The following is a 24,163-nucleotide window of genomic DNA, read 5'->3' on the forward strand; positions in this document are numbered from 1 at the left end:
GCACAGGTTGCACGGGGCCTGTATAATACCGATTCCCCCCGCCAAGGACATCGTGGAACATGGGCAAGCGACCCTCATGGACGGCCGTGGCAGGCCTAGTGACCTCTAGCGTGATGGCGAGCCCCCTGCAGGCGGCGCCTCCCGAGTCGCTGCCGGCGGCGCAGCTCGACTGGCGGCCCTGGGGCGAGGACCGCCCGGCCGGCGCCCTGTGCCGGGGCCGCTACGTGATGCCGGACTACCGCCTGGCCGCGCCCCCGGCGGGGCGCGTGGCCAGCGAGGCCGACAGCGGTCAGTACGGGGCGGACGGCGAGACCCTGCTCAGCGGAGAGGTGGTGCTGCGCCGCGCCGATACCCAGCTGGAGGCGCCACGGGTGCGCCTGCCGGCCTCCCGGGAGCGAGTCTTCGCCGAGGGGCCGGTGGCCCTGCGCGACCGCAACCTGCTGGTGCGCGGCGAGGCCGCCGAGTTCTCCCTGGAGAGCGACGATGCGCGCATCGACACCGCCCACTACGTGGCCCACGAGCAGCGCCTGCGTGGCGATGCGGTGCGCCTGGCCCGGGTGGCCGAGGATCGCTACCGGCTGACCGAGGCGAGCTTCACCACCTGCGAGCCGGGCAGCGACCTGTGGCGCCTGGTGGGCAACGACATCCTGCTGGATCGCCAGCGCGGCTACGGCACCGCCACCCATGCCCGCCTCGAGGTGGGCAAGGTGCCGGTCTTCTACTGGCCCTGGGTGCGCTTTCCCCTGGACGACCGTCGCCAGACCGGCTTCCTGTGGCCGACCCTGGGCTTCTCCGGCGACTCCGTCGACTATGCTCAGCCGTTCTACTGGAACATCGCCCCCAACCAGGATGCCACCCTGACGCCGCGCTGGATCAGCAACCGCGGCCTGCTGCTGGGCGCCGAATACCGCTACCTGCTGCCCGGCGACGCCGGCACCCTCGAGGGCGCCTACATCGCCGACGACCGCCAGGCCGGCGAGGAGGCCTCGGCGGGCTCCGAGCTGGAGAACGGCGATGCCCGCTGGTACATCGATGCCCGCCATGCCGGCCGCTTCGACCCCCGCACCCGCTATCAGCTGCGCTACGGGGCGGCCAGCGACGGTGCCTACTTCGACGACTTCGGCCTCACTTTCGGCGAGCAGGATACCGACAGCCTCGCCCGGCTGGCCCGTCTCGACTACCGGGGCGATGTCTGGCGGCTCGAGGCCAGGGCCCAGGGCTACCAGAAGCTCGACGACCCGCTCGACGAGGGCGACAAGCCCTTCTATCGCCTGCCGAGCCTGACCGCCAATGCCCGCTGGCGCCAGGACAGCGGCTTCTACCAGGAGTGGGGCTCCAACCTGACCTACTTCTGGCGGGACATCGAGGGTGACGAGAACGGCCTCTACGACTTCGCCGGCGGCCAGCGGCGCATCCCGATCCGCGAGGCGGCCAACGGCTCGCGGCTGCGCCTGACCCCCGCCACGGGCTGGCGCTTCGACGACACCTGGGGCTTTGTCGAGCCGCGCCTGGCGCTGGCCCATATCGCCTACGACCTCGACTACGGGACACGCGACACCGACCGCCCCGAGGGGCCGTCGCAGACCGTGCCGATCGCCTCGCTGGACGGCGGCCTGGTCTTCGAGCGCGACCTGGCGCTGGGCGGCGACGCCTTTCGCCAGACCCTGGAGCCGCGCCTGAACTATGCCTACGTACCGGCCCGGGACCAGAGCGACTTTCCCGACTTCGACACCAGCGAGCGGGCCTTCTCCTGGCACCAGCTGTGGTCGCCGTATCGTTTCACCGGGGGCGACCGGGTCGGCGACCTCAACCGTTTCTCCTACGGCACGGAGTCGCGCCTGCTGGAGGATGCCACCGGCCGCGAGCGCCTCTCCCTGGGCGTGGGGCAGGCGGTCTACTTCGAGGACCGCACCATCGACCTGGCCGGCGACCCCGACACCCTGCCCAGCGAGCAGAACTTTCCGCGCTTCTATGACGCCACCCGCGACCGCTCACCCTGGGTCACCCGCCTCGACTGGCGGGTCACCGACCACTGGCGCACCCGCTGGGAGTGGCTCTACGACGACCACCTGTCGCGCACCGAGCGCACCTCCCTGGGCCTGCAGTACCGGGCCGATGCCGGCCACGTGCTCAACCTCGGCTACAACTGGGAACTCGAGGGCTTCTCCCCCGCCGAGGACGCGGAGGACGCGCGGGGCTATGACCGCGAGGACTACGACCTGTCCTTCGCCATCAAGGCCACCCCAAGGCTCGACGTGATCGGCCGGGTGCTCTACGACAACACCAACGACCGGATGCTGGAGCAGCTGGCGGGTGTGCAGTGGAACGACTGCTGCTATGGTCTGCAGCTGGTCTGGCGGGAGTGGATCGACGACGAGGACACCGCCAACACCATCGACGACGACACCACCGACCGCGGCTTCTTCCTGCGCTTCGTGTTCAAGGGGCTTGGCGGCGTCGGTGGCGAGGCGGACACCCATTTCCGGGAGGCGATCCCGGGCTATCGCAGCACTGCCTTCGGCCGACCCTGAGGCAACCGACACCGATGAGAGGAAAGACAGACATGCGCAGTCGACAACTCGCCACCCTGATGCTGGGCTTGTGCCTCGCCCTGATGCCCCTGGCCGGCCAGGCCCAGGCGCGTCAGCCGCTGGACCGCATCGTGGCGGTGGTCAACGAGGGAGCCATCATGGCCTCCCAGCTCGAGGATCGCCTCGCCCAGACCCGCAACCGGCTCAGGGCCCGGGGCGTCGAGCTGCCGCCCGAGGCGGTGCTGCGCGAGCAGGTGCTCGATCGCATGATCGTCGAGGAGATCCAGCTGCAGATGGCCCTCGAGGCCAACCTCAGCGTCGACGACACCCAGCTCAACCGCCAGGTCCGGGCCATCGCCGAGAGCAACAACATGACCCTGGAGCAGTTCGCCGACGCCCTGGAGGCCGATGGCCTGTCGCTGGGCGTGGTCCGCGACCAGGTGCGCCGCGAGCTGCTGATGCGCGAGCTGCAGCAGCGCCGCGTGGCCAGCCGCGTGAACCTCTCCGAGCGGGAGGTGGAGCGCTACATCGAGCAGCAGGGCGGCAAGGTCAGCCGTGACCAGGCCCGCGAGGCGCTGTTCCAGCGCAAGGTCAGCGACGAGATGGAAGCCTGGATCCAGGAGATCCGCGCCGATGCCTTCATCGAAGAGCGGCTCGAGTCCGGCTCATGAGCGTGTCCCCGGTGCTGGCCCTGACCACCGGTGAGCCGGCCGGCGTCGGCCCCGAGCTTGCGGTGATGCTGGCCACCGAGGCCCCGGCCGCTGGGGCAGCGGACCACCGGGTCGTGGCGGTGGGGGATCCCGACCTGCTCGCCGAGCGGGCCGCGGCCCTCGGCCGGCCCCTGGAGCTGGTCGAGCTGGCCCCCCACGAGGCGCCGCCGGCGCCCTGCCCGGGGCGCCTGCCGGTCTGGCCGGTGCCCCTGCGCGCGCCCTGCCGGCCGGGCGTGCTCGACACCCGCAACGCCGACTATGTCCTCGAGACCCTCGACCGGGCCATCCGCGGCTGCCGCGACGGCGAGGCCGCAGGGCTGGTCACCGCGCCCCTGCACAAGGCCGTGATCCTCGAGGCCGGCCATGCCGGCTTCCGCGGGCATACCGAATACCTGCGCGACGCCTGTGGGGTCGACGAGGTGGTGATGATGCTCGCCACCGACCGGGCCCTGCATGCCGAGGCCCCCGACTGGCGGGGCGACCCCGCGCTGCGGGTGGCCCTGGCCACCACCCACTTGCCGCTGCGCGAGGTCAGCGATGCCGTGACGCCCGAGCGGCTGACACGGGTCCTGCGCATCCTCGATGCCGACCTCCGGCGCTGGTTCGGGGTGGCGGCGCCGCGCATCGCCGTCTGCGGGCTCAACCCCCACGCCGGGGAGGGCGGTCACCTGGGCCGCGAGGAGCTCGAGGTCATCGCCCCGACCCTGGCGCGGCTGCGCCAGGAGGGCCTGACCCTTGACGGGCCGCTGCCGGCGGATACCCTGTTCACCCCGCGTCACCTGGCGGGCGTGGACGCGGTGCTGGCGATGTATCATGACCAGGGCCTGCCGGTCCTCAAGTATGCCGGCTTCGGCCGCGCCGCCAACATCACCCTCGGCCTGCCGCTGGTGCGTACCTCGGTGGACCACGGCACGGCCCTGGACCTGGCCGGCCGGGGCGAGGCCGATCCCGGCAGCCTCGCCGTGGCCGTGGCGCTGGCTGCCGACATGGCCCGCCGCGGCGGGCACGCCTGAGGCGCCGTAGCGGCGCGTCGGATCGAATCGAACAGAAGGACACAGTCATGGCATCCCGCCCCCAGGGTCATCGCGCCCGCAAGCGCTTCGGCCAGAATTTCCTGCGTGACCCCGGCATCATCTCGCGGCTGGTGCGGGCCATCGGTGCCCGCCCCGGCGAGCGGCTGGTCGAGATCGGCCCCGGCCAGGGCGCCCTCACCGAGCCGCTGCTCGAGGCGGCGGGCGGCCACCTCGAGGTGATCGAGCTGGACCGTGATCTCATCCCGGGGCTGCGCGTGCAGTTCTTCGACCAGCCGGGCTTCGTCATCCACGAGGGCGACGCCCTCAAGGTCGACTTCCGCGCCCTGCGCGGCGACGGGCCGCCGCTGCGGGTGGTGGGCAGCCTGCCCTACAACATCTCCACGCCGCTGATCGGCCACCTGCTCGAGGCCGGCGACGCCGTGGCCGACATGCACTTCATGCTGCAGAAGGAAGTGGTGGAGCGCCTCGCCGCCCCGCCCGGCGGGGCCGATCGCGGTCGCCTCTCGGTGCTCGCCCAGTACCACTGCCGGGTCGAGTCGCTGTTCACGGTGCCGCCGGAGGCCTTCGTGCCGCGGCCCAAGGTGGAGTCGGCCATCGTCCGGCTGACCCCCCACGCGAGCCTGCCCCAGACGGCCCGGGACGAGGCGCTGCTGTTCCAGGTGGTGCGCGAGGCCTTCGCCCAGCGGCGCAAGACCCTGCGCAACAATCTCAAGGGGCGCCTCGCCGCCGGCGATCTGGAGGCCCTGGGCATCGACCCGGGTCGCCGCCCCCAGACCCTCACGGTGGAGGAATTCGTGCGTATCGCCAATCACCTGTCCGCGGAAGGGGAGGCGCCATGACCCCGTCATCGCTGGGCGACGAGATCCGCGTCGACGTCGAGCCCGCCTTCCGGGAGGACGAGTCGGCGCCGGAGGAAGAGCGCTTCGTGTTCAGCTATACCATCACGGTGCACAACCATTCCGGGCACAGCATGCAGCTGCTGGCGCGCCACTGGAAGATCACCCAGGGCAGCGGCAAGGTGCAGGAGGTGCGCGGCAAGGGCGTGGTCGGCCAGCAGCCGATGATCGGCCCCGGCCAGACCTTTCGCTATACCAGCCGGGCTATCCTCGACGGCCCGGTGGGGGTGATGGAGGGCGCCTTCACCTGCGTCGACACCGCCACCCAGCGGCCGTTCGAGGTGGCCATCGCGCCCTTTCGCCTGGCCGGGCCCAACCAGGTGCACTGAGCGTCGTCATCCACTGTCGATACGGAGGGCCCATGTCCACCTATGCCGTCGGCGACCTGCAGGGCTGCCACGCCGAGTTCGTCGCCTTGCTCGAGCGCCTGGCCTTCGACCCCGACCGCGACCGGCTCTGGCTGGCCGGCGACCTGGTCAACAGGGGCCCGGGGTCGCTGGCCTGCCTGCGCGAAGTCCGGGCCCTCGGCGAGGCGGCCCGCGTGGTGCTGGGCAACCATGACCTGCACCTGCTGGCGGTGGCCCGGGGCGGGGCGCGAGCCAAGCGCAAGGACACCCTGGCGGCGATCCTCGAGGCGCCGGATCGGGAGGCGCTGCTCGACTGGCTGCAGAGCCGGCCGCTGGTGGTGCGCGATGGCGCCACCCTGATGAGCCATGCCGGCCTGCCCCCCCAGTGGGGACTCGACCAGGCCGAGCGCCTGGCGGCGGAGCTGGAGAGTGCCCTCGGCAGCGAGCGCTCCGGCGCCTTCCTGCGCGACATGTACGGCAACGAGCCGGCCTGCTGGCGCGACGATCTGGACGGCATCGATCGCCTGCGGGTGATCGTCAACACCTTCACCCGCATGCGCTTCATCGATGCCCGGGGCTGCCTCGACTTCGTCGCCAAGGAGGGACTCGACAGCGCCCCGCCGGGCTTCGCCCCCTGGTTCCAGTATCCCCGGGACGACGATCCCCGGCTGCTGTTCGGCCACTGGGCGGCGCTGCAGGGCACCACCCCGGGCAGCCGGGTACGGGCCGAGGCCCTGGACACCGGCTGCATCTGGGGCGGCACCCTGACGGCGCTGCACCTGGAGAGCGGCAAGCGGATCAGCGTGCCCAGCCGCCACTGAATTTCCCCTGCGACCCGGAGACCCCATGACCACCGCGACCTTCCAGCATCTGGACATCCCGACCCTCGGCGCCTGGCTCGAGGACGACCGGGTCCTGACCCTGGTCGATATCCGCGACCCGGCGAGCTTCGCCGCCGGCCACATCCCCGGCAGCCGGCATCTCGACAATGCTTCGGTGCCGGCCCTGCTGGCCGAGGCGCCCCGGGACACGCCGCTGGTGGTGGTCTGCTACCACGGCCACTCCAGCCAGCAGGCCGCGGCCTGGCTGGCGGGCCAGGGGTTCGGCGAGGTCTACAGCCTCGACGGTGGCTTCACCGGCTGGCAGGTCCGCCACCCCGAGCGAGTGGAGGCCTGAGCCATGTCGGGCCGCCGTGACGGCCTCCTCGAGGGGCTCGAGGTCTACCGTGTCGGCGGGGCGGTGCGCGACGCCCGGCTGGGCTGGCCGGTCACCGATGTCGACTGGGTGGTGGTCGGCGCCACCCCCGAGACCCTCACGCGACGTGGCTTCAAGCCCGTGGGGCGCGACTTCCCGGTGTTCCTGCACCCCGAGAGCCACGAGGAGTTCGCCCTGGCGCGCACCGAGCGCAAGTCGGGGCACGGCTACACCGGCTTCGAGGTTCATGCCAGCCCCGAGGTCTCCCTGGAGGAGGACCTGGCCCGTCGCGACCTGACCATCAATGCCATGGCCGAGACCCCGGAAGGCGAGCTCGTGGACCCCTACGGCGGGCTGGCCGACCTGCAGGCCCGGGTGCTGCGCCACGTCTCGCCGGCTTTCGTCGAGGATCCGCTACGGGTGCTGCGCACCGCCCGCTTCCTGGCGCGCTATGCCGGCCTCGGCTTCGTCATCGCCGAGGAGACCCGCGCGCTGATGCGGGAACTGGTGACCAGCGGCGAGCTCGCCCACCTGGTGGCCGAGCGGGTCTGGACCGAGACCGAGAAGGCGCTGGGCGAGCCCTGGCCCGACGTCTACTTCCAGGCCCTTCACGACTGCGGCGCCCTGGCGATACTGATGCCGGAGCTCGCCGCCGACGCCGAGGCCCTGGACGAGGCCCTGGGCCGACTGCCACGCCTGCCCGACGACATTCCCCCTGACGAGGAGCCGCGCTGGCGCTGGGCCCGCCTGGTGGAGCACCTGGATGACGAGGCGCGCGAGGCCCTGGCCGAGCGCCTGAAGCTGCCCAAGGCGCCGCGCCGGTTGGCCGACCAGGCGGCCATGACGCGCACGCTGGGCGCGGCGGCCCGGGCCGGCCGGCTGGATGGAGCGCGGGTGCTGGCCTGGCTCGACGGCATCGATGCCTGGCGGCGGGGGGAGCGGGTGGCGCCGCTGATCGCCCTGGTCAGCATGGACGATCCCGGCCTGGCCGAGGACCTGGCCCTGGCCTGGCGGCTGGCGGCGCAGATCCTGCCCAGGGGGCTGGTCGAGGAGGGCTACAAGGGGCGAGGGCTGGGCGAGGAACTGGCCCGGCGGCGCCGGTCGGTGATCGACGAGGTATTGGCCGAGGACTGACCCTCAGTCCTCGCCGGACAGGGGGCGCCCGCGCCAGACGAAGGTCACCGGCCAGAGGGGCTGCTCGTCGGCGTCGAAGGCTTGCCACAGTACGCGATAGCGCTCGCCGGTGACCGGGTGACGGGTGTCGGGCAGTAGTTCCGCCAGGGGCCGCAGCACGAAGGCATGGTGCAGGATCTCGGCTCGTGGCAGCATCACGCCGTCATGCTCGCCGCTCAGGGTGTCCACGCTGAGCAGGTCGATATCCAGGGTGCGAGGGCTGAACTTGGGGCTGTTGGGGCGTCGACCGTTGGCGAACTCCAGCTGCTTGCACCAGGCCTGCAGCTCGCCCACCGACCAGTCGCTCTCGAACACCGCGACCAGATTGTAGAAATTGCGGCCGTCCTCGAAGCCTACCGGCTCGCTCTCGTAGACCCGCGACACGCGCAGGGCCTCGAAGGTCTCGGCCAGGGCGTCGAGGCAGACCCGAACATGATGTTCCCGATCGATATTGCTGCCGATGCTGACGCTGACCCGAGCCATCAGTGTCCCGCTCCCTGCTCGCCGCGCTCTATCCGCACGCCTACCGCGCCGGCGGCAGGCACCGCGCCGGGCTTGCGCAGGGTGAGACGCAGCCAGGGGATGCCGAACTCCTGGCGCAAGGCCTCGGCGAGGCGCTCGGCGAAGGTCTCGACCAGCTCGAAGCTGTACTGTGCACCGAACTCGGCGATGCGTTCGCTGATCGCGGCGTAGTTCAGGGTCTGCGCGAGGTCGTCACCCGCCGCGGCCGGGCGGATGTCGGTGGCCAGCTCCAGGTCGAGCACCAGGGTCTGGGTCAGGGTGCGTTCCCAGTCGTAGACGCCGATCACGGTGTCGACCTTCAGCGCTTCGATCAGTACGAGATCCATCGAGGGCTCCCCGAGCCGGTGGGCAGGACGGTGATAGTGCCGGATTGGCGGCCGATTGTACGACAGCGCGTCGCCAGACGACAGCGGCCGTCGGCTGTTCTGGCCGGGCCACGGCTGGCAGAATCGTGACCGAACCCTCCGCGAGACATCGTCGTGCTGGCACACCTCGAACTGACGCTGCCGTTGATGGCGCTGGGCTATCTCAGCGGCACCTGGCTCGGTGCCCTCACGGTCTGCCGGCTGGCCCGGGTGGGCGACCCCCGCCTGGCCGGCTCCGGCAATCCCGGCTTCTCCAACGTGCTGCGCCTGCACGGCCGTCGCCTGGCCCTGGCGACGCTGCTGGTGGATGCCACCAAGGGCATGCCGGTGCTCGGGCTGGCGATGCTGCTGGGTCTGCCACCCTGGTCTCAGGGCCTGGTCGGCCTGGGCGTGCTGCTGGGGCACAGCTACCCGGTCTGGTATCGCTTTCGCGGGGGCAAGGGCGTGGCCAGCGCCTTCGGGGTGATGTTGCTGCTGACGCCCTGGGTGGCGCTGTGCTGCGCGCTGTTGTGGTGCCTGCTGGCCTGGCGGATGCGTACCGCGGCCATCGCCTCGCTGGCCAGTGCTGCCGTGGCCCCCCTGGCCGCCGTCTGGCTGGCGCCAGGCTATGGCTGGGTGGTGATCGTCTTCACTCTGCTGGTGCTGGTGCGCCACGTGCTCAATATTCGCCGGCTGAGGCGCGGCGAGGAGCCGGGACTATAAGCTACCCGGCAACGCCGGGGCTTATCAGCTGGAAGAGCGGCGCTTCGCGCCTGGAAGAGCCGGGCTTCGCCCGTAGCTGGAAGATAGTCCGCTTCGCGGCCGTAAGCTGGAAGCTTGAAGAAAAAACCCTTGCCTCGGGCTCTGGAGGCTACATGCTGCCTTCCAGCTTCCAGCTTCCAGCTTCCAGCTTCCAGCTTCCAGCTTCCAGCTTCCAGCTTCCAGCTTCCAGCTTCCAGCTTCCAGCTTCCAGCTTCCAGCTTCCAGCTTCCAGCTTCCAGCTTTCAGCCTCCGTCAGGGGGCTGAAGCCCATCCATCGGCCAGCGCGGTACCGCCTGCATCTGGCCCGGCGCATCATGCTCCCCCGCGAGCAGGCGCTGAGCGCCCACATAGGCAATCATCGCCCCGTTGTCGGTGCAGAAGCGCCCGCGGGGATAGTGAACCTCGGCGCCGCGCTTGGCGGCCTCCCGCTCCAGGCGTTCGCGCAGGCGACGGTTGGCGCTGACCCCGCCGGCCACCACCAGGCGCCGAAGGCCGGTCGCCTCCAGGGCCCGGCGGCACTTGATCGCCAGGGTGTCGACCACGGCGTCCTCGAAGGCCCGGGCCACGTCGGCTCGGGCTGACTCGTCCAGGGCGCCCTCGGCCTCGAGCCGGCGGATGGCGGTCAGGGTATGGGTCTTCAGCCCCGAGAAGCTGAAGTCCAGGCCGGGGCGGTCGGTCATGGGGCGCGGGAAGCGCAGCCGTGCCGGGTTGCCCGACTCGGCCAGGCGCGCCACCGCGGGGCCGCCGGGGTAGTCGAGACCGAGCATCTTGGCTGCCTTGTCGAAAGCCTCGCCGGCCGCATCGTCCACGGACTCACCGAGCAGCCGGTAGCGGCCCAGGCCTTCGACCTCCACGAGCTGAGTGTGGCCGCCTGAAACCAGCAGGGCCACGAACGGAAAGGCCGGCGGTGCATCCTCCAGCATGGGGGCCAGCAGGTGGCCCTCCATGTGGTGGACGCCGAGCACCGGGATGTCCAGCGCCCGGGCCAGGCCGTGGGCGGTGCTGGCACCGACCATCAGCGCACCGACCAGGCCGGGACCGGCGGTATAGGCGATGGCATCGAGCTGGTGGCGCGTCAGGCCGGCCTCGTCCAGCACGCGCTGGATCAGCGGCAGCAGGCGCCGGGTGTGGTCGCGAGAGGCGAGCTCCGGCACCACGCCGCCGTACTCGGCGTGCATGGCGATCTGGCTGTGGAGGACGTCGGCCGCGAGGCCACGCTCGGTGTCATAGATCGCGACGCCGGTCTCGTCGCAGGAAGTCTCGATGCCCAGTACACGCATGGTCATGGCCTGTCAGCGGAAAATGGCGGCATTCTACGCCTTTTGGCCGGGCGGCGGCAGGGGCGTGGTCGGCGAAACGGTTTGCATGGAGCAGTCGCGGCGACTAGAATACTGTGCGCTGCAAGACTGGGTCGTGCGCCCGGGGGCGACATCCCGCGTTTTACCTCGTTTCGTTCCGGCTCGCCTGGCGATGTCGGTATTCCTCGATCGAGCGTGATGGGTGCCCCGGAAGGCGTGCGTTCAAACCGAACTCAAGTTTTCCAAGGTAGGTGAGTGCTTAATGCCTTCTGTCAAAGTACGTGATAACGAGCCGTTTGACGTCGCACTGCGTCGCTTCAAGCGTTCCTGTGAAAAAGCCGGTGTTCTCTCCGAAGTTCGTCGTCGCGAGCAGTACGAGAAGCCGACCGCAGAGCGCAAGCGCAAGGCGGCCGCTGCCGTCAAGCGCCATGCCAAGAAGCTGCAGCGCGAGCGCAAGCGTTTCGAACGGCTCTATTGATCCGTACTGGAGTCGGCCGGCGTTCTCGCGGGCCGTCTCGGGAGGGACGCCAAGCGGCCGCCAATCGGTGGCCGCTTGTTTTTGCGCCGTTTTTCGGCGCGTTGTCTTCAATGTCTGGATTGCCCGATGGCCGGTCAGATTCCCCAGCGCTTTATCGATGACCTGCTGGCCCGTGTCGACGTGGTCGAGGTGGTTGGCGAGCGGGTGAAGCTCAAGAAGGCCGGGCGCAACCATTCGGGGCTCTGCCCCTTTCATCAGGAGAAGTCGCCGTCGTTCACCGTCAGCGCCGACAAGCAGTTCTATCACTGCTTCGGCTGCGGCGCCCACGGCAACGCCCTGCGCTTTGTGATGGAGTACGACAAGCTGCGCTTTCCCGAGGCGGTGGAGCAGCTGGCGGCCCGCCTGGGGCTGGAGGTGCCCCGGGAGGGTGCCGACGATCCGCGAGCACAGGCCAGGGAGCGCAAGCGCAAGGAAGGCGTGAACCTGCTCGAGCTGTCGGCAAGCTTCTTCCGCGAGCGGCTGAAGATGCCGGAAGGGCAGGGGGCCCGGGGCTATCTGGAGCGGCGTGGCCTGTCGCCGGAGGTGCAGCAGGCCTTCGGCATCGGCTATGCCCCCGACGGCTGGGAAACGCTCAAGCGCCACCTCGGGGAGCGCGGCATCGCCGAGGCGGTGCAGGTGGAGTATGGCCTGCTGGTGCACCGCGAGGACAGCGGGCGCACCTATGACCGCTTCCGCGACCGGGTGATGTTCCCCATCCGTGACATCCGCGGTCGAACCATCGCCTTCGGCGGTCGCGTGCTGGGCGATGCCAAGCCCAAGTACCTGAACTCGCCGGAGACGCCGGTCTTCCACAAGGGGCGCGAGCTCTACGGCCTCTTCGAGGCGCGCCAGGCCGAGAGCCGTCTCGAGCGCCTGGTGATCGTCGAGGGCTACATGGACGTGGTGGCCCTGGCCCAGTTCGGTATCCGTAATGCGGTGGCCACCCTGGGCACGGCCACCACCGAGGAGCACCTGTCGCGGCTGTTCCGGCTGGTCGGCGAGGTGGTGTTCTGCTTCGACGGCGATCGGGCCGGTCGCCAGGCGGCGACGCGGGCCCTGCAGACGGTGCTGCCCCAGATGATCGACGGGCGCCAGGCGCGCTTCCTGTTCCTGCCCGAGGGCGAGGACCCGGATACCCTGGTGCGGCGCGAGGGGCCCGGGGCCTTTCAGGACCGCATCACCTGTGCCAGCCCGCTGTCGGAGTTCCTCTTCGAGCAGGCGGCTGAGGGGCGCGACCTCGAGCGTATCGAGGAGCGCGAGCGCTATGCCAGCCAGGTGCTGGCGGCCATCGGCCGCTTGCCGGAGGGTGTGCTGAAATCGCTGCTGCTGACGGAACTCTCGCGACGCACCGGCGTCGACCAGTCAAGCTTCGAGGCCCTGATGGCGAAGGAGGAGAATGGCGCGGCCGCGGTGCCGTCGGAGGTGCCCGTGGCACCTGCCGAGACGCCGGAAGTGGCATCGTCAGGCCGCCAGGCAGGCGGCGGGGCGGCGCTCGGGTTGATGGCCCGGGCCCTGCAGCTGCTGGTTCACGATCCGGGGCTGGTCGAGCGCCTCCCCGAGAGCGATGACTGGTGCAACCAGGACGACCCGGATGCCGGACTGTGTCGCGAGGTGGTGCGCCTGCTGAAGGCCGGGCGTTACCGCAGTGCCCAGGTGCTGCTGGCCCATTTCCACGGCATGCCGGAGGGCGAGCGGCTGGCCGCGCTGGCGCGGCGTGAACTGTTGATCCCGGCGCGCGCGCGCGCCACCGAGCTGGAGGGGCTGGTGGCCTATTTTCAGCGTCATCGGCAGCGGCCGAGTCGCCAGGAAGAGATCGATGCCCTGTTGGCAAAGCAGGGCAGTGGTGAGCGGTTGAGCGGCGAGGAGCGTCAGCGCCTGATGGCCTTGCTGGCCGAGGTGGGAAAATGACTCAAACGGTTGCGATAGCGCAAGAAATTGGCAGCGGGGTTGAAGTTTCTCCTACCATCACCATATACATCAGCGTCACCTGAACGGGACGCAACCTGACAACCTAACACACCTGAATGACCGCGCAAAGACATCGAACTGGCAAAACAGCGGTCTAACCCGCTATACTGTTCGGCTTATCGAGTTTTCTCCGCCTCAGTGCTTCAGGTGCTTCATTCTTCTTCGTCGAGATAGGGTTTCTATGGCTGGAAATGCGCAGCAGCAGTCACGTCTGAAGGAGTTGATCGCGCGCGGCAAGGAACAGGGCTTCCTGACCTATGCCGAGGTCAACGACCATCTACCCGAGGATATCGCCGACCCCGATCAGGTGGAAGACATCATCGGCATGATCAACGACATGGGTATCAATGTCGTCGAGGAAGCGCCCGATGAAGATACCCTGATGATGGCCGACCACTCCACCGACGAGTCGGCGGCCGAGGAGGCCGTGGCCGCGCTGGCGGCGGTGGAGAGCGATGTGGGGCGTACCACCGACCCGGTGCGCATGTACATGCGCGAGATGGGCACGGTGGAGCTCCTGACCCGTGAGGGCGAGATCGAGATCGCCAAGCGCATCGAGGAGGGCACCCGCGAGGTGATGTCCGCCCTGGCCTACCTGCCGGGTGCCGTGGACTCCATCCTCGAGGCCTACGATGCCACCCAGGACGAGGAGGCCCCGGGGCGCCTGTCCGACCTGTTCTCGGGCTTCATCGATCCCGACGAGGGGATCCCGGGTGTGGCCGAGGCGGAGGTGCCCGAGGAGCCCGAGACGACGGTCGGCGAGGCCGACGAGGACGAGGAGGGCGCCGACGAGGAAGAGGACAGCGGCGGCGGCCCGGATCCCGAGGAGGCGAAGGCGCGCTTCGAGCAGATCCGCGAGCAGAACGAGGCGGCGCGCCAGGCCATCGAGGCCCATGGTCGTGGCTCCGCTCAGGCCCAGGCCGAGCTCGCGCGGCTGGCCGAGCTGTTCTCGCCGATCAAGCTGGTGCCCAAGCATTTCGAGCGCCTGGTCGGTCAGGTGCGCATCAGTGTCGAGCAGGTGCGTGCCCAGGAAAAGGCGGTGATGCAGCTGTGCGTCAAGAAGGCCAAGGTGCCGCGCAAGACCTTCATCAAGGCCTTTCCCGGCAACGAGTCCCGCCAGGACTGGCTCGACGACTTCATGGCCGACAACGCCAAGTATGCCGATCGTCTGGCGCCCCTCAAGGCCGATATCCAGCGCGCCCAGCGCAAGATCGCCTTCGAGGAGGAGATGGTGCTGCTGCCGGTGACCGAGATCAAGGAGGTCAATCGCCGGCTGTCCATCGGCGAGGCCAAGGCCCGGCGGGCCAAGAAGGAGATGGTCGAGGCCAACCTGCGTCTGGTGATCTCCATCGCCAAGAAGTACACCAACCGGGGCCTGCAGTTCCTCGACCTGATCCAGGAAGGCAACATCGGCCTGATGAAGGCGGTGGACAAGTTCGAGTATCGGCGCGGCTACAAGTTCTCGACCTATGCCACCTGGTGGATCCGTCAGGCGATCACCCGCTCCATCGCCGACCAGGCGCGCACCATCCGCATCCCCGTGCACATGATCGAGACCATCAACAAGCTCAACCGGGTATCCCGGCAGATGCTCCAGGAGATGGGTCGCGAGCCGACGCCGGAGGAGCTGGGCGAGCGCCTCGAGATGCCCGAGGACAAGGTGCGCAAGGTGCTCAAGATCGCCAAGGAGCCGATCTCCATGGAGACCCCGATCGGCGACGACGACGACTCGCACCTGGGCGACTTCATCGAGGACGGCACCATGCTGCTGCCCATCGACTCGGCCACCGGCGAGGGCCTGATCGAGGCGACCCGCAACGTGCTCGGCGGACTCACCGCCCGCGAGGCCAAGGTGCTGCGCATGCGCTTTGGCATCGACATGAACACCGACCACACCCTGGAGGAGGTCGGCAAGCAGTTCGACGTGACCCGCGAGCGGATCCGCCAGATCGAGGCCAAGGCGCTGCGCAAGCTGCGCCACCCGTCACGCTCTGAGCCGCTGCGCTCCTTCCTCGACGAGTGACGCCGGGCGCCAGCCCGAGACCCCGACGCCCGCAGGCCTGCCTGCGGGCGTCGTCGTTTGTCAGGCCCCGGAAGCGTCGTCAAGACGCCGCCAGCGGCGGACCAGCAGCAACAGCTCGAACATCGCCAGCACCAGCAGGGTGTAGCCGAACAGCTCGGTGACCTCCTCGGCGGCATCCTTGAAGGTGCGCAGGTAGTGCTCGCCGAGGATCGCCTGCCACAGCTCGCTGCGCCCGTAGAGCCGCGAGAACACGTAGGTCGTCAGGAAGCCGGCGGCGAACAGGCCGAAGGCGAAGCTCCCGGCGCAGCGTTCGAGCTCGGCGACGAAGGCTCGGCGGCCCCGGATCACCACGAACAGCACCGGCAGCACCAGCAGGCTGACCAGGGTCTGCCAGGCGCCGTCGAAGACGTGGGCATCCAGCAGGGCATCCTGCTCGCGGATCAGCGAGGCGCCGAGCAGGCCGATCAGCAGCAGCGCCACATGGGGCAGCCGATGGTCGAGCAGGCGCACCGCCAGCGCCAGTGCCGTGGCGGTGGCCAGCAACAGGGACTGGGTCAGCTCGGTGAAGCCGAGCTCGGAGAACTGCTCGCCGGTGAGGCCCAGGGCTTCGTGCAGCACGCCCTGCATCAGGGCTCCCACCAGCAGGATATAGGCCAGGCCGCGCAGGCAGAGGGCGGGAAAACCGATTCGGTCGGGAGGCGATGTCGAGGGCATCCATGTTCTCGCGGTAACGGGGTGAAGCGTCAGAGACAAATTATACCTGTCTTGCCCTGCCGTCGCGCACCAATCGCCGACGCCCATTGGGCCGGCCGGCCTCCTCGATGAGCCAATCATGCACGGCACGCACGCGGCGATCGTCCAGGGCGCCGGTGGCGTAGACGATGCCGTAGTGCATGCCGGTGGCGACCCGCTGGTCGAAGGGCGCGATGAGTGCGCCGCTGTCCAGCTCCCCGGTGATCAGCGTCTGGCGGGCGATCGCCACGCCCATCCCGGCGATGGCCGCCTCCATGGTCAGGTGATTGCGGTTGAAGGTGTAGCCACGTCGCACGTTGACCAGGGGCGCCTCGATGGCTTCCAGGTAGTGCTCCCACTCGCCGTAGTCGTGGCTGCCGCGCCAGGCGGTGACGTCATGGAGCAGCGGGTACCAGGCGAGGTCCTCGGGGCGCCGCAACGGCGGGCGTCCGCGCAGCAGCGACGGGGCGCAGACCGGGAAGATGGTCTCCTCCATCAGGGGGGTGATCGCCAGGCCCGGGTAATGGCCGTCGTTGAGGTCCAGGGCCAGGTCGAAGTCACCCTCCCTGAGCGAAATACTGCTGTCCTCGGCGGTGACGTGCAGCTCGATGTCCGGGAAGCGGGCCTGCAGGCGGGGCAGGCGCGGCATCAGCCACTTGTTGAGGAAGGAGGGCACCGCCCGTAGCCGGATGATGCCGCTCATCACGCCGCTGCGCAGGCGCTTCACCTCCAGCCCTACCGACTGGTAGGCCTCGTCCACCACGCCGGCCAGGCGCCGGCCCTCCTCGGTGAGGGCCAGGCGCCGCGGCAGGCGACGGAACAGCTTGAAGCCGAGGCGGTCCTCGAGCTGCTTGATCTGCTGGCTGACGGCGCCGGTGGTCACGTGAAGCTCCTCCGCCGCCCGGGTAAAGGACAGGTGGCGGGCGCTGACGACGAAGACCTTCAGCCAGGCATGGGTCTGGGAATTCAGGAGACGGCTCATGGTTTAGCTATTCTATACTGTCGACGAGATATTCTCGATTGCCGAGGCACAACCCTGCCCCCAACATAAGGGGCAATCAAGGCAGAAAGCCAGCTGGCTTTAGCCTGACTGACAACAACGATGGCCACGAAGCCATCCGCCCCAGACTCGAGGCATTCCCATGGCAATCAGCGTCTTCGACCTTTTCAAGATCGGCATCGGCCCCTCCAGCTCGCACACTGTCGGCCCCATGCGTGCAGCCCACGACTTCGTCCAGGCCCTGCGTCGCCAGGACCTGCTGGAGCGGGTGGCCCGGGTCGAGGTGCATCTGCACGGCTCGCTGTCGTCGACCGGCAAGGGGCATGGCACCGACCAGGCCGCCATCATGGGACTGATGGGCGAACTGCCCGAGAGCATCGATCCGGCCATCGTCTCGCCGTGCATCGAGGAGCTGCTCGAGTCCCAGACCCTGCTGCTCGACGGTCACCTGGCGATCCCCTTCCTGTGGGCCCGGGACCTGCAATGGCACGACGAGAGCCTGCCCTATCACCCCAACGCCATGACATTGGTGGCCCACGGCCACGCCGGCGAGCTCTACCGCAACGTCTTCTACTCGGTGGGCGGTGGCTTCGTGATCGACGAGGCGCAGGCCGCCAGCGGCGAGCTGGATGCCGACACCACGGCTCTGCCCTATGACTTCAACAGCGCCGCCGAGCTGCTGGCGCTGTGCCGGCTGCACGACCTGCGCATCAGCGAGCTGATGATGGCCAACGAGAAGGCCTGGCGCAGCGAGGCCGAGGTCCGCGCCGGGCTGTGGCGGATCTGGGAGGCCATGCAGGACTGCGTCAACCAGGGGCTGGCGGCCGAAGGCGTGCTGCCCGGCGGGCTCGAGGTCCGGCGCCGCGCCGCCGCGCTGCACCGTCGCCTCGAGGCGATGGACGACGATCGCAGCCTGATCGCCTCCACCTTCTCGGCAATGGACTGGGTCAACGTCTTCGCCCTGGCGGTCAACGAAGAGAACGCCGCCGGCGGCCGCATGGTCACCGCCCCGACCAACGGCGCGGCGGGCATCATCCCGGCGGTGCTGCACTACTACATGAAGTTCCAGCCCGACGCCGACGAGCGCTGCGTGGTCGACTTCCTGCTGACCGCGGCCGCGGTCGGCATCCTGTGCAAGAAGAACGCCTCCATCTCCGGTGCCGAAGTGGGCTGCCAGGGCGAGGTCGGCTCGGCCTGCGCCATGGCGGCGGCGGGGCTGACCGAGGTGCTGGGCGGCACCCCGGGCCAGGTGGAGAACGCCGCCGAGATCGGCCTGGAGCACAACCTGGGGCTCACCTGTGACCCCGTGGGCGGCCTGGTGCAGGTGCCCTGCATCGAGCGCAACGCCATCGCCTCGGTCAAGGCCATCAACGCCGCCCAGATGGCGCTGCGCGGTGACGGCGAGCACTTCATCTCCCTGGACAAGGCGATCCGCACCATGCGCGATACCGGTGCCGACATGCAGGAGAAGTACAAGGAGACGTCCAAGGGCGGCCTGGCGGTCAACGCTATCGAGTGCTGACACCTCCTCTCTGTCGGGCGGCGGATGCCGTCGATTGCTGGCGTGCGGCCCGGAGCGGGTGGCGCGCCTTTTTTTGCTTTCAGGCGATGGGCTTCGGGACTCTACGCCATTGGTCGAGTTCGGCGTTTCTCCGGTTGCCGCTGCTCGCTTTGTCCTCTAGCTTACGTTGACGTAAAGGTAAGAACTGGCTGCAGCGCCAGTGACGCCACCGCCACCTTGGCAGCACAACAACGACAACAGCAACGCAACGGCGGATCGCCACGGCGGTCCCGAGAGGACGTCCCATGACCCAGGAGTTCGTGCTCGAGACACGCGGGTTGACCAAGGAGTTCCGCGGCTTTACCGCCGTGGACGACGTCAACCTGCAGGTTCGGGAAGGGCATATCCATGCCTTGATCGGCCCTAACGGCGCCGGCAAGACCACAGTCTTCAACCTGCTCACCAAGTTTCTGCCGCCGACCCACGGCGAGATTCTCTACCGCGGCAAGCCCATCACCGGCATGCGGGCCAACGAGATCGCCCGCCTCGGGCTGGTGCGCTCCTTCCAGATCTCGGCAGTCTTCGCCCACATGACCGCGCTGGAGAACGTGCGGGTGGCCTTGCAGCGCCGGCTCGGCACCTCCTTCCACTTCTGGAAGTCCGAACGCTCCCTCGAGCCCCTCAACGCGCGGGCCATGGCGCTGCTCGAGGAAGTTGGCCTCCAGGACTATGCCGACGTGCTCACCGTGGAGATGCCCTACGGACGCAAGCGCGCCCTGGAGGTGGCCACCACCCTGGCGCTGGATCCCACCCTGATGTTGCTGGACGAGCCCACCCAGGGCATGGGGGCCGAGGACGTCGACCGCATCGTCGAGCTGATTCGCCGCGTCTCGAAGGGCCGGACCGTCTTGATGGTGGAGCACAACCTCAGCGTGGTCAGCCGGCTGTGCGACCGTATCACCGTTCTGGCACGGGGCGCGGTGCTCGCCGAAGGCGACTACGCCAGCGTCTCCCGGGACCCGCAGGTGCGCGAGGCCTACATGGGCAGCGAAGCCGCCGACACAGAGGAGGCCAGCGCATGAGCCAGGCAGCCGAGGCAGTCACCGAGTACCGCGACCTGGACGGCGCCGAGATGCTCCGGGTTCGCGACCTGCACGCCTTCTACGGCGAGTCCCATATCCTTCACGGCGTCGATTTCGACGTGCGCCGCGGCGAGCTGGTCACCCTGCTGGGCCGCAACGGGGCCGGGCGCAGCACCACCCTCAAGGCGATCATGAACATGGTTGGCCAGCGCACCGGGTCCATCGTCATCAACGGCAGCGAGACCCTCGCCATGCGCCCGCACCGCATTCCACGGCTGGGCGTGGGCTACTGCCCGGAGGAACGCGGCATCTTCGCGAGCCTCGATGTCGAGGAAAACCTGCTGCTGCCCCCCACGGTGCGTTCCGGCGGCATGAGTCTCGACGAGATCTACGCGATGTTCCCCAATCTCTACGAGCGGCGCCGCAGTCGGGGTACCCGGCTGTCCGGCGGCGAGCAGCAGATGCTGGCCATGGCGCGGATCCTGCGCACCGGGGCACGCCTGCTGCTGCTCGACGAGATCACCGAGGGGCTGGCGCCGGTCATCAACCAGGCACTGGGCGAGGTGCTGGTCAAGCTCAAGGAGCGCGGCATGACCATCGTGCTGGTGGAGCAGAACTTCCGCTTCGCCGCCCCCCTCGCCGACCGCCACTTCGTCATGGAGCACGGCCGCATCATCGAGGAGATCCCGGCGGCCGAGCTGTCCGCCAAGCGTGAGCACCTCAACTCCCTGCTGGGGGTCTGACGGCACCGCCGTCGTCCCGGCATCGCCAACCGCTAGCCAACAACAACAAGCCGCCCCTCGGGGCACGGAGAGAACGATGACCTTCAACAAGAGCACACTCGCCAGCGCCATCGCCATCGCCGCCACCGCGCTGGCCACCGGCACCGCCCAGGCCCAGATGAGCGACGATGCCGTGCGCATCGGCTACCTGGCCGACATGTCCGGCACCTATCGCGACCTGGCCGGCCCGGGTGGCCTCGAGGCCCTGAATATGGCCGTCGAGGACTTCGGCGGCGAGGTCAACGGCGCGCCCATCGAGGTGTTCAGCGCCGACGATCGCAACAGCGCCGACGTGGGGGCCAATACCGTGCGCGGCTGGATCGACCAGGAGAACGTCGACCTGGTGGCCGGCATGGTGGCCTCGTCGGTATCCATCGCCGTGACCAAGGTCCTGGAGGAGGCCGGCGGCCTGGCCATCATCTCCGGCTCTGCGGCCTCCAGCATCACCAACGAGCACTGCACGCCGAACCACATCCACTGGGTCTACGACACCTACCCGCTGGCCCACGGCACTGCCAAGGCGGTGGTCGAGCAGGGCGGCGACAAGTGGTTCATGCTCACTGCCGACTATGCCTTCGGCCACGCCCTGGAGGGCGACGTGACCAAGGTGGTCGAGGAGAACGGCGGCGAGGTCGTCGGCGGGGTGCGCCATCCCTTCCCGACCAACGACTTCTCCTCCTACATCCTCCAGGCCCAGGGTTCCGGCGCCAATATCATCGGCCTGGCCAACGCCGGCTCCGACACCGTCAACGCCATCAAGACCGCCAGCCAGTTCGGCCTGACCCAGACCGGCCAGCAGCTTGCCGGTCTGCTGATCTTCCTCAATGACGTCCACGCCATGGGTCTCGAGGCCACCCAGGGCCTGCTGCTGACCACCGGCTGGTACTGGGACATGGACGAGCAGTCCCGTGAATGGGCCGAGCGCTACTTCGAGCGCGTCGGCCGCATGCCGACCATGGTCCAGGCCGGCGTCTACTCCAGCACCATGCACTACTTGGAGGCGGTGGAGGCCGCCGGCACGGATGAGGCCTCGGCGGTGCGCGCCCAGATGGCCGAGACCCCGGTGGAGGACTTCTTCGCCCGCAACGGCCGCATCCGCGAGGACGGTCGCATGGTCCACGACATGTACCTGGCCGAGGTGAAGACGCCGTCCGAGTCCACCGGCGAGTGGGACCTCTACGAGATCAAGAGCACCATTCCCGCCGACGAGGCCTACCGCCCGCTCAGCGAGAGCCAGTGCGATCTGGTCAACCAGTGAACTGAGCCCGACCGGCGGCGGCCGCGGCCGCCGCCCCCTACGGAAATGCTGTATAAATCGCCAAGCATAGTGAAGCGTGAAGCGCAAGGCGCACGGAGCACAGAAAGCGAGATATAACGAGCGGTTAGGCGAGCTTTCGAGCACCGCGCAACGAAGCGATTTGCATGCGCAGGCATTTATGCAGTGTTTCCCTGACGGCGAGGAGACCCTGCCATGACAATGATATTCGGGGTGCCGCTGGCGGTATTCATGGGCCAGCTGATGCTGGGCCTGATCAACGGCGCCTTCTATGCCCTGCTGAGCCTGGGGCTGGCGGTGATCTTCGGCCTGCTGAAGATCATCAACTTCGCCCACGGGGCCCAGTACATGCTGGGGGCCTTCGCGGCCCTGCTGGGTCTCCAGTACCTGGGCCTGAACTACTGGCTGGCCCTGCTGCTGGTCCCCCTGGTCGTGGGTGGGCTGGGCATGGTGATCGAGCGCACCATCCTGCGTCGCATCGCCCATCTCGACCATCTCTATGGCCTGCTGCTGACCTACGGCCTGGCGCTGATCTTCGAGGGCGCCCTGATCAATTTCTTCGGTGTGTCCGGGGCCAGCTACCCGGTCCCCGAGGCGCTGCAGGGCGGCCTCAACCTGGGCTTCATGTTCCTGCCCACCTACCGCGGCTGGGTGCTGGTGGCAGCGCTGGTCATCTGCCTGGCGACCTGGTTCATCATCGAGCGCACCCGCCTCGGCGCCTACCTGCGGGCCGGCACCGAGAACCCGGCGCTGATGCAGGCCTTCGGCGTCAACGTGCCACAGCTGATCACCCTGACCTACGGCTTCGGCGTGGCGCTGGCCGCCTTCGCTGGGGTGCTGGCCGCGCCCCTCTATCCGGTCTCGCCGACCATGGGATCGAGTCTGCTGATCGTGGTCTTCGCCGTGGTGGTGATCGGCGGCATGGGCTCGATCCTCGGGGCCATCCTCACCGGCCTGGGCATGGGCCTGGTCGAGGGGCTGACCAAGGTGTACTACCCCGAGGCCGCCAACACCGTGATCTTCCTGGTGATGATCCTGGTGCTGATGCTGCGTCCCGCGGGACTCTTCGGTAAGGAGGCATGACATGATGGCCACGACCCAATCTCTCACGCCCTCCATGAAGCGGCGCCGGCGGGCCCGCCAGCGCCGGGGGGCCCTCTATCTGGCGCTGCTGGGGATCGGCCTGGTCGCCCCCTTCGTCGCCTACCCGGTCTTCCTGATGAAGATCCTGTGCTTCGCGCTCTTCGCCTGCGCCTTCAACCTGCTGCTGGGCTATGCGGGGCTGTTGTCCTTCGGCCACGCGGCCTTCCTCGCCACCGGCGGCTATGTCACCGGCTTTCTGCTGTCGAGCTACCCGGGACTGACACCGGAGACCGGGATCCTCGCCGGGACCCTGGCCGGGGTGGCACTCGGCCTGGTGTTCGGTGCCCTGGCGATCCGCCGCCAGGGGATCTATTTCGCCATGGTCACCCTGGCGCTGGCCCAGATGATGTTCTTCTTCTTCATCCAGGCCCCGTTTACCGGCGGCGAGGATGGCCTGCACGGCGTGCCCCGGGGACAGCTGTTCGGCCTCATCGACCTGTCCAGCAACCTGGCCATGTACTACTTCGTGTTCGCGGTCTTCGTGATCGGCTTCGCCATCATCCAGCGCACCGTGCATTCACCCTTCGGCCAGGTGCTCAAGGCGATCCGCGAGAACGAGCCGCGAGCGGTGTCGCTGGGCTACAACGTCGACGCCTACAAGTTGGTGGCCTTCGTGATCTCGGCCGGCCTGGCCGGCCTGGCGGGATCCACCAAGACGGTGGTCTTCCAGCTGGCCTCGCTGACCGACGCGCACTGGCACATGTCCGGCGAGGTCATCCTGATGACCCTGCTGGGCGGGGTGGGCACTCTCTTCGGGCCCCTGGTGGGCGCGGGGCTGGTGGTCAGCCTGCAGACCCAGCTCGCTCAGTCGCCGCTGGGCAACTGGGTCAGCGTGATCCTCGGGGCGATCTTCGTGATCTGCGTGCTGAGCTTCCGCAGCGGCATCGTCGGCGAGATCCAGAAGACGGTACGCAAGAACTTCAAGTGAGCCTCAGTAACGCCTCCAGGCGGCGGAAGGGATGGGCCGGTCGACTGACCGGCCCATCTTTCTCTGGGCAGGACTTCGCCGATGCCCAGGCGCGTTCATCAGGAGTGTCCCGCTTGCCTCTCTCGCTGGAACGACGTTGAACACTGGCTCGTGGATGGGACCGATTGACCTTTACTCATGCTCGCCGATCGTTCGTGGGTGCGGGCCTTGGTGGAGGCCCCCTTGGCTTGGCAGACCGCGTCCGGGGCGGCCATCCCGGCGGCAGAGTATCCAGTCTGTCCGGCATGGTGATGAAGCGAAGTTCGTCGCGCCACCAAGGGGGCTTCGCTGGAAGGCCCAGATCGGCCCTGACGCTGTCCGGTAGAGCGGCGAGTTCGTCTCGTGCGCGGGGGAGCCGTGT

Annotated in this window: 23 protein-coding genes; 18 read left to right on the top strand and 5 right to left on the bottom strand. The window is 68.8% G+C overall.

Translation table 11 applies throughout. The annotated features are described in order from the left end of the window. Positions 1-59 precede the first annotated feature (59 nt). From EKG36_RS09725 to EKG36_RS09760, 8 genes are read left to right on the top strand one after another with little or no spacing between them, the layout of a single operon-like run. Positions 60-2,531, top strand: coding sequence for an LPS-assembly protein LptD (locus EKG36_RS09725; protein WP_126483527.1), 2,472 nt, complete (start codon positions 60-62; stop codon positions 2,529-2,531). A gap of 32 nt (positions 2,532-2,563) precedes the next feature. Next, positions 2,564-3,202 (top strand): SurA N-terminal domain-containing protein, encoded by a 639-nt coding sequence (locus EKG36_RS09730; protein ID WP_126483529.1) that lies wholly within the window; start codon positions 2,564-2,566, stop codon positions 3,200-3,202. Further along, positions 3,199-4,254, top strand: coding sequence for a 4-hydroxythreonine-4-phosphate dehydrogenase PdxA (gene pdxA, locus EKG36_RS09735; protein WP_126483531.1), 1,056 nt, complete (start codon positions 3,199-3,201; stop codon positions 4,252-4,254). Before EKG36_RS09730 ends, pdxA begins: the two co-directional genes overlap by 4 nt. Positions 4,255-4,301: 47 nt before the next feature. Beyond that, positions 4,302-5,114 carry a 16S rRNA (adenine(1518)-N(6)/adenine(1519)-N(6))-dimethyltransferase RsmA gene (rsmA, locus tag EKG36_RS09740; protein WP_126483533.1) on the top strand — a complete coding sequence of 271 codons (813 nt, stop codon included), beginning with the start codon at positions 4,302-4,304 and terminating at the stop codon, positions 5,112-5,114. After that, a complete protein-coding gene (gene apaG / locus EKG36_RS09745) occupies positions 5,111-5,500 on the top strand; it encodes a Co2+/Mg2+ efflux protein ApaG (RefSeq protein ID WP_126483535.1) in 390 nt (129 codons plus the stop codon). The genes rsmA and apaG overlap by 4 nt, the downstream gene beginning before the upstream one ends. A 32-nt stretch (positions 5,501-5,532) precedes the next feature. Next, positions 5,533-6,339: a symmetrical bis(5'-nucleosyl)-tetraphosphatase gene (locus EKG36_RS09750; protein WP_126483537.1), complete on the top strand. Its 807-nt coding sequence runs from the start codon at positions 5,533-5,535 to the stop codon at positions 6,337-6,339. Between the two features lie 25 nt (positions 6,340-6,364). After that, positions 6,365-6,694: a thiosulfate sulfurtransferase GlpE gene (glpE, locus tag EKG36_RS09755; protein WP_126483539.1), complete on the top strand. Its 330-nt coding sequence runs from the start codon at positions 6,365-6,367 to the stop codon at positions 6,692-6,694. 3 nt (positions 6,695-6,697) lie between these two features. Next, complete coding sequence (locus EKG36_RS09760) at positions 6,698-7,846, top strand: tRNA nucleotidyltransferase/poly(A) polymerase-related protein (protein WP_126483541.1); 1,149 nt, start codon at positions 6,698-6,700, stop codon at positions 7,844-7,846. 3 nt (positions 7,847-7,849) lie between these two features. Here the strand turns inward: EKG36_RS09760 and folK are convergent, their stop codons facing one another. Together folK and folB are read right to left on the bottom strand one after the other, a co-directional pair. After that, positions 7,850-8,368 (bottom strand): 2-amino-4-hydroxy-6-hydroxymethyldihydropteridine diphosphokinase, encoded by a 519-nt coding sequence (gene folK / locus EKG36_RS09765; RefSeq protein ID WP_126483543.1) that lies wholly within the window; start codon positions 8,366-8,368, stop codon positions 7,850-7,852. Continuing rightward, positions 8,368-8,733 carry a dihydroneopterin aldolase gene (folB, locus tag EKG36_RS09770; protein WP_126483545.1) on the bottom strand — a complete coding sequence of 122 codons (366 nt, stop codon included), beginning with the start codon at positions 8,731-8,733 and terminating at the stop codon, positions 8,368-8,370. Before folB ends, folK begins: the two co-directional genes overlap by 1 nt. Before the next feature lie 153 nt (positions 8,734-8,886). Between folB and plsY the strand changes: the two genes are divergently transcribed. Further along, a complete protein-coding gene (gene plsY / locus EKG36_RS09775; protein WP_281274423.1) occupies positions 8,887-9,474 on the top strand; it encodes a glycerol-3-phosphate 1-O-acyltransferase PlsY in 588 nt (195 codons plus the stop codon). A 281-nt stretch (positions 9,475-9,755) separates the two neighbouring features. On the opposite strand, the gene tsaD is transcribed toward plsY, so the two are convergent. Continuing rightward, on the bottom strand, positions 9,756-10,793 hold the full coding sequence (gene tsaD / locus EKG36_RS09780) for a tRNA (adenosine(37)-N6)-threonylcarbamoyltransferase complex transferase subunit TsaD (RefSeq protein WP_126483718.1): 1,038 nt from the start codon (positions 10,791-10,793) through the stop codon (positions 9,756-9,758). Between the two features lie 280 nt (positions 10,794-11,073). Here tsaD and rpsU point away from each other — a divergent pair, with 280 nt between their 5' ends. From rpsU to rpoD, 3 genes are all read left to right on the top strand, one after another. Next, positions 11,074-11,289: a 30S ribosomal protein S21 gene (gene rpsU, locus EKG36_RS09785; RefSeq protein WP_013333229.1), complete on the top strand. Its 216-nt coding sequence runs from the start codon at positions 11,074-11,076 to the stop codon at positions 11,287-11,289. A gap of 126 nt (positions 11,290-11,415) precedes the next feature. Further along, positions 11,416-13,236 (top strand): DNA primase, encoded by a 1,821-nt coding sequence (dnaG, locus tag EKG36_RS09790; protein WP_126483547.1) that lies wholly within the window; start codon positions 11,416-11,418, stop codon positions 13,234-13,236. 241 nt (positions 13,237-13,477) lie between these two features. Continuing rightward, on the top strand, positions 13,478-15,319 hold the full coding sequence (gene rpoD, locus EKG36_RS09795; protein ID WP_126483549.1) for an RNA polymerase sigma factor RpoD: 1,842 nt from the start codon (positions 13,478-13,480) through the stop codon (positions 15,317-15,319). A gap of 60 nt (positions 15,320-15,379) precedes the next feature. Here the strand turns inward: rpoD and EKG36_RS09800 are convergent, their stop codons facing one another. Both EKG36_RS09800 and EKG36_RS09805 read right to left on the bottom strand, forming a co-directional pair. Continuing rightward, the gene (locus EKG36_RS09800; protein WP_126483551.1) at positions 15,380-16,033 is read right to left on the bottom strand and encodes a hypothetical protein; all 654 of its coding nucleotides are present in this window, start codon (positions 16,031-16,033) and stop codon (positions 15,380-15,382) included. Between the two features lie 40 nt (positions 16,034-16,073). Then, positions 16,074-17,033, bottom strand: coding sequence for a LysR substrate-binding domain-containing protein (locus EKG36_RS09805; protein WP_126483553.1), 960 nt, complete (start codon positions 17,031-17,033; stop codon positions 16,074-16,076). A gap of 160 nt (positions 17,034-17,193) precedes the next feature. Here EKG36_RS09805 and EKG36_RS09810 point away from each other — a divergent pair, with 160 nt between their 5' ends. From EKG36_RS09810 to EKG36_RS09835, 6 genes are all read left to right on the top strand, one after another. Further along, positions 17,194-18,573, top strand: a complete 1,380-nt coding sequence (locus EKG36_RS09810; RefSeq protein ID WP_126483555.1) for an L-serine ammonia-lyase — start codon at positions 17,194-17,196, stop codon at positions 18,571-18,573. A 284-nt stretch (positions 18,574-18,857) separates the two neighbouring features. After that, positions 18,858-19,634, top strand: a complete 777-nt coding sequence (locus EKG36_RS09815; protein ID WP_126483557.1) for an ABC transporter ATP-binding protein — start codon at positions 18,858-18,860, stop codon at positions 19,632-19,634. After that, positions 19,631-20,377 (top strand): ABC transporter ATP-binding protein, encoded by a 747-nt coding sequence (locus EKG36_RS09820; RefSeq protein WP_126483559.1) that lies wholly within the window; start codon positions 19,631-19,633, stop codon positions 20,375-20,377. The genes EKG36_RS09815 and EKG36_RS09820 overlap by 4 nt, the downstream gene beginning before the upstream one ends. A gap of 76 nt (positions 20,378-20,453) precedes the next feature. Next, positions 20,454-21,674, top strand: coding sequence for an ABC transporter substrate-binding protein (locus EKG36_RS09825; protein WP_126483561.1), 1,221 nt, complete (start codon positions 20,454-20,456; stop codon positions 21,672-21,674). Positions 21,675-21,887: 213 nt separating this feature from the next. Further along, a complete protein-coding gene (locus EKG36_RS09830; RefSeq protein WP_126483563.1) occupies positions 21,888-22,775 on the top strand; it encodes a branched-chain amino acid ABC transporter permease in 888 nt (295 codons plus the stop codon). A 4-nt stretch (positions 22,776-22,779) separates the two neighbouring features. Continuing rightward, on the top strand, positions 22,780-23,763 hold the full coding sequence (locus EKG36_RS09835; protein WP_126483720.1) for a branched-chain amino acid ABC transporter permease: 984 nt from the start codon (positions 22,780-22,782) through the stop codon (positions 23,761-23,763). Positions 23,764-24,163 lie beyond the last annotated feature (400 nt).

Source organism: Halomonas nitroreducens (genome assembly GCF_003966155.1).
Taxonomy (GTDB): Bacteria; Pseudomonadota; Gammaproteobacteria; order Pseudomonadales; family Halomonadaceae; genus Halomonas; species Halomonas nitroreducens.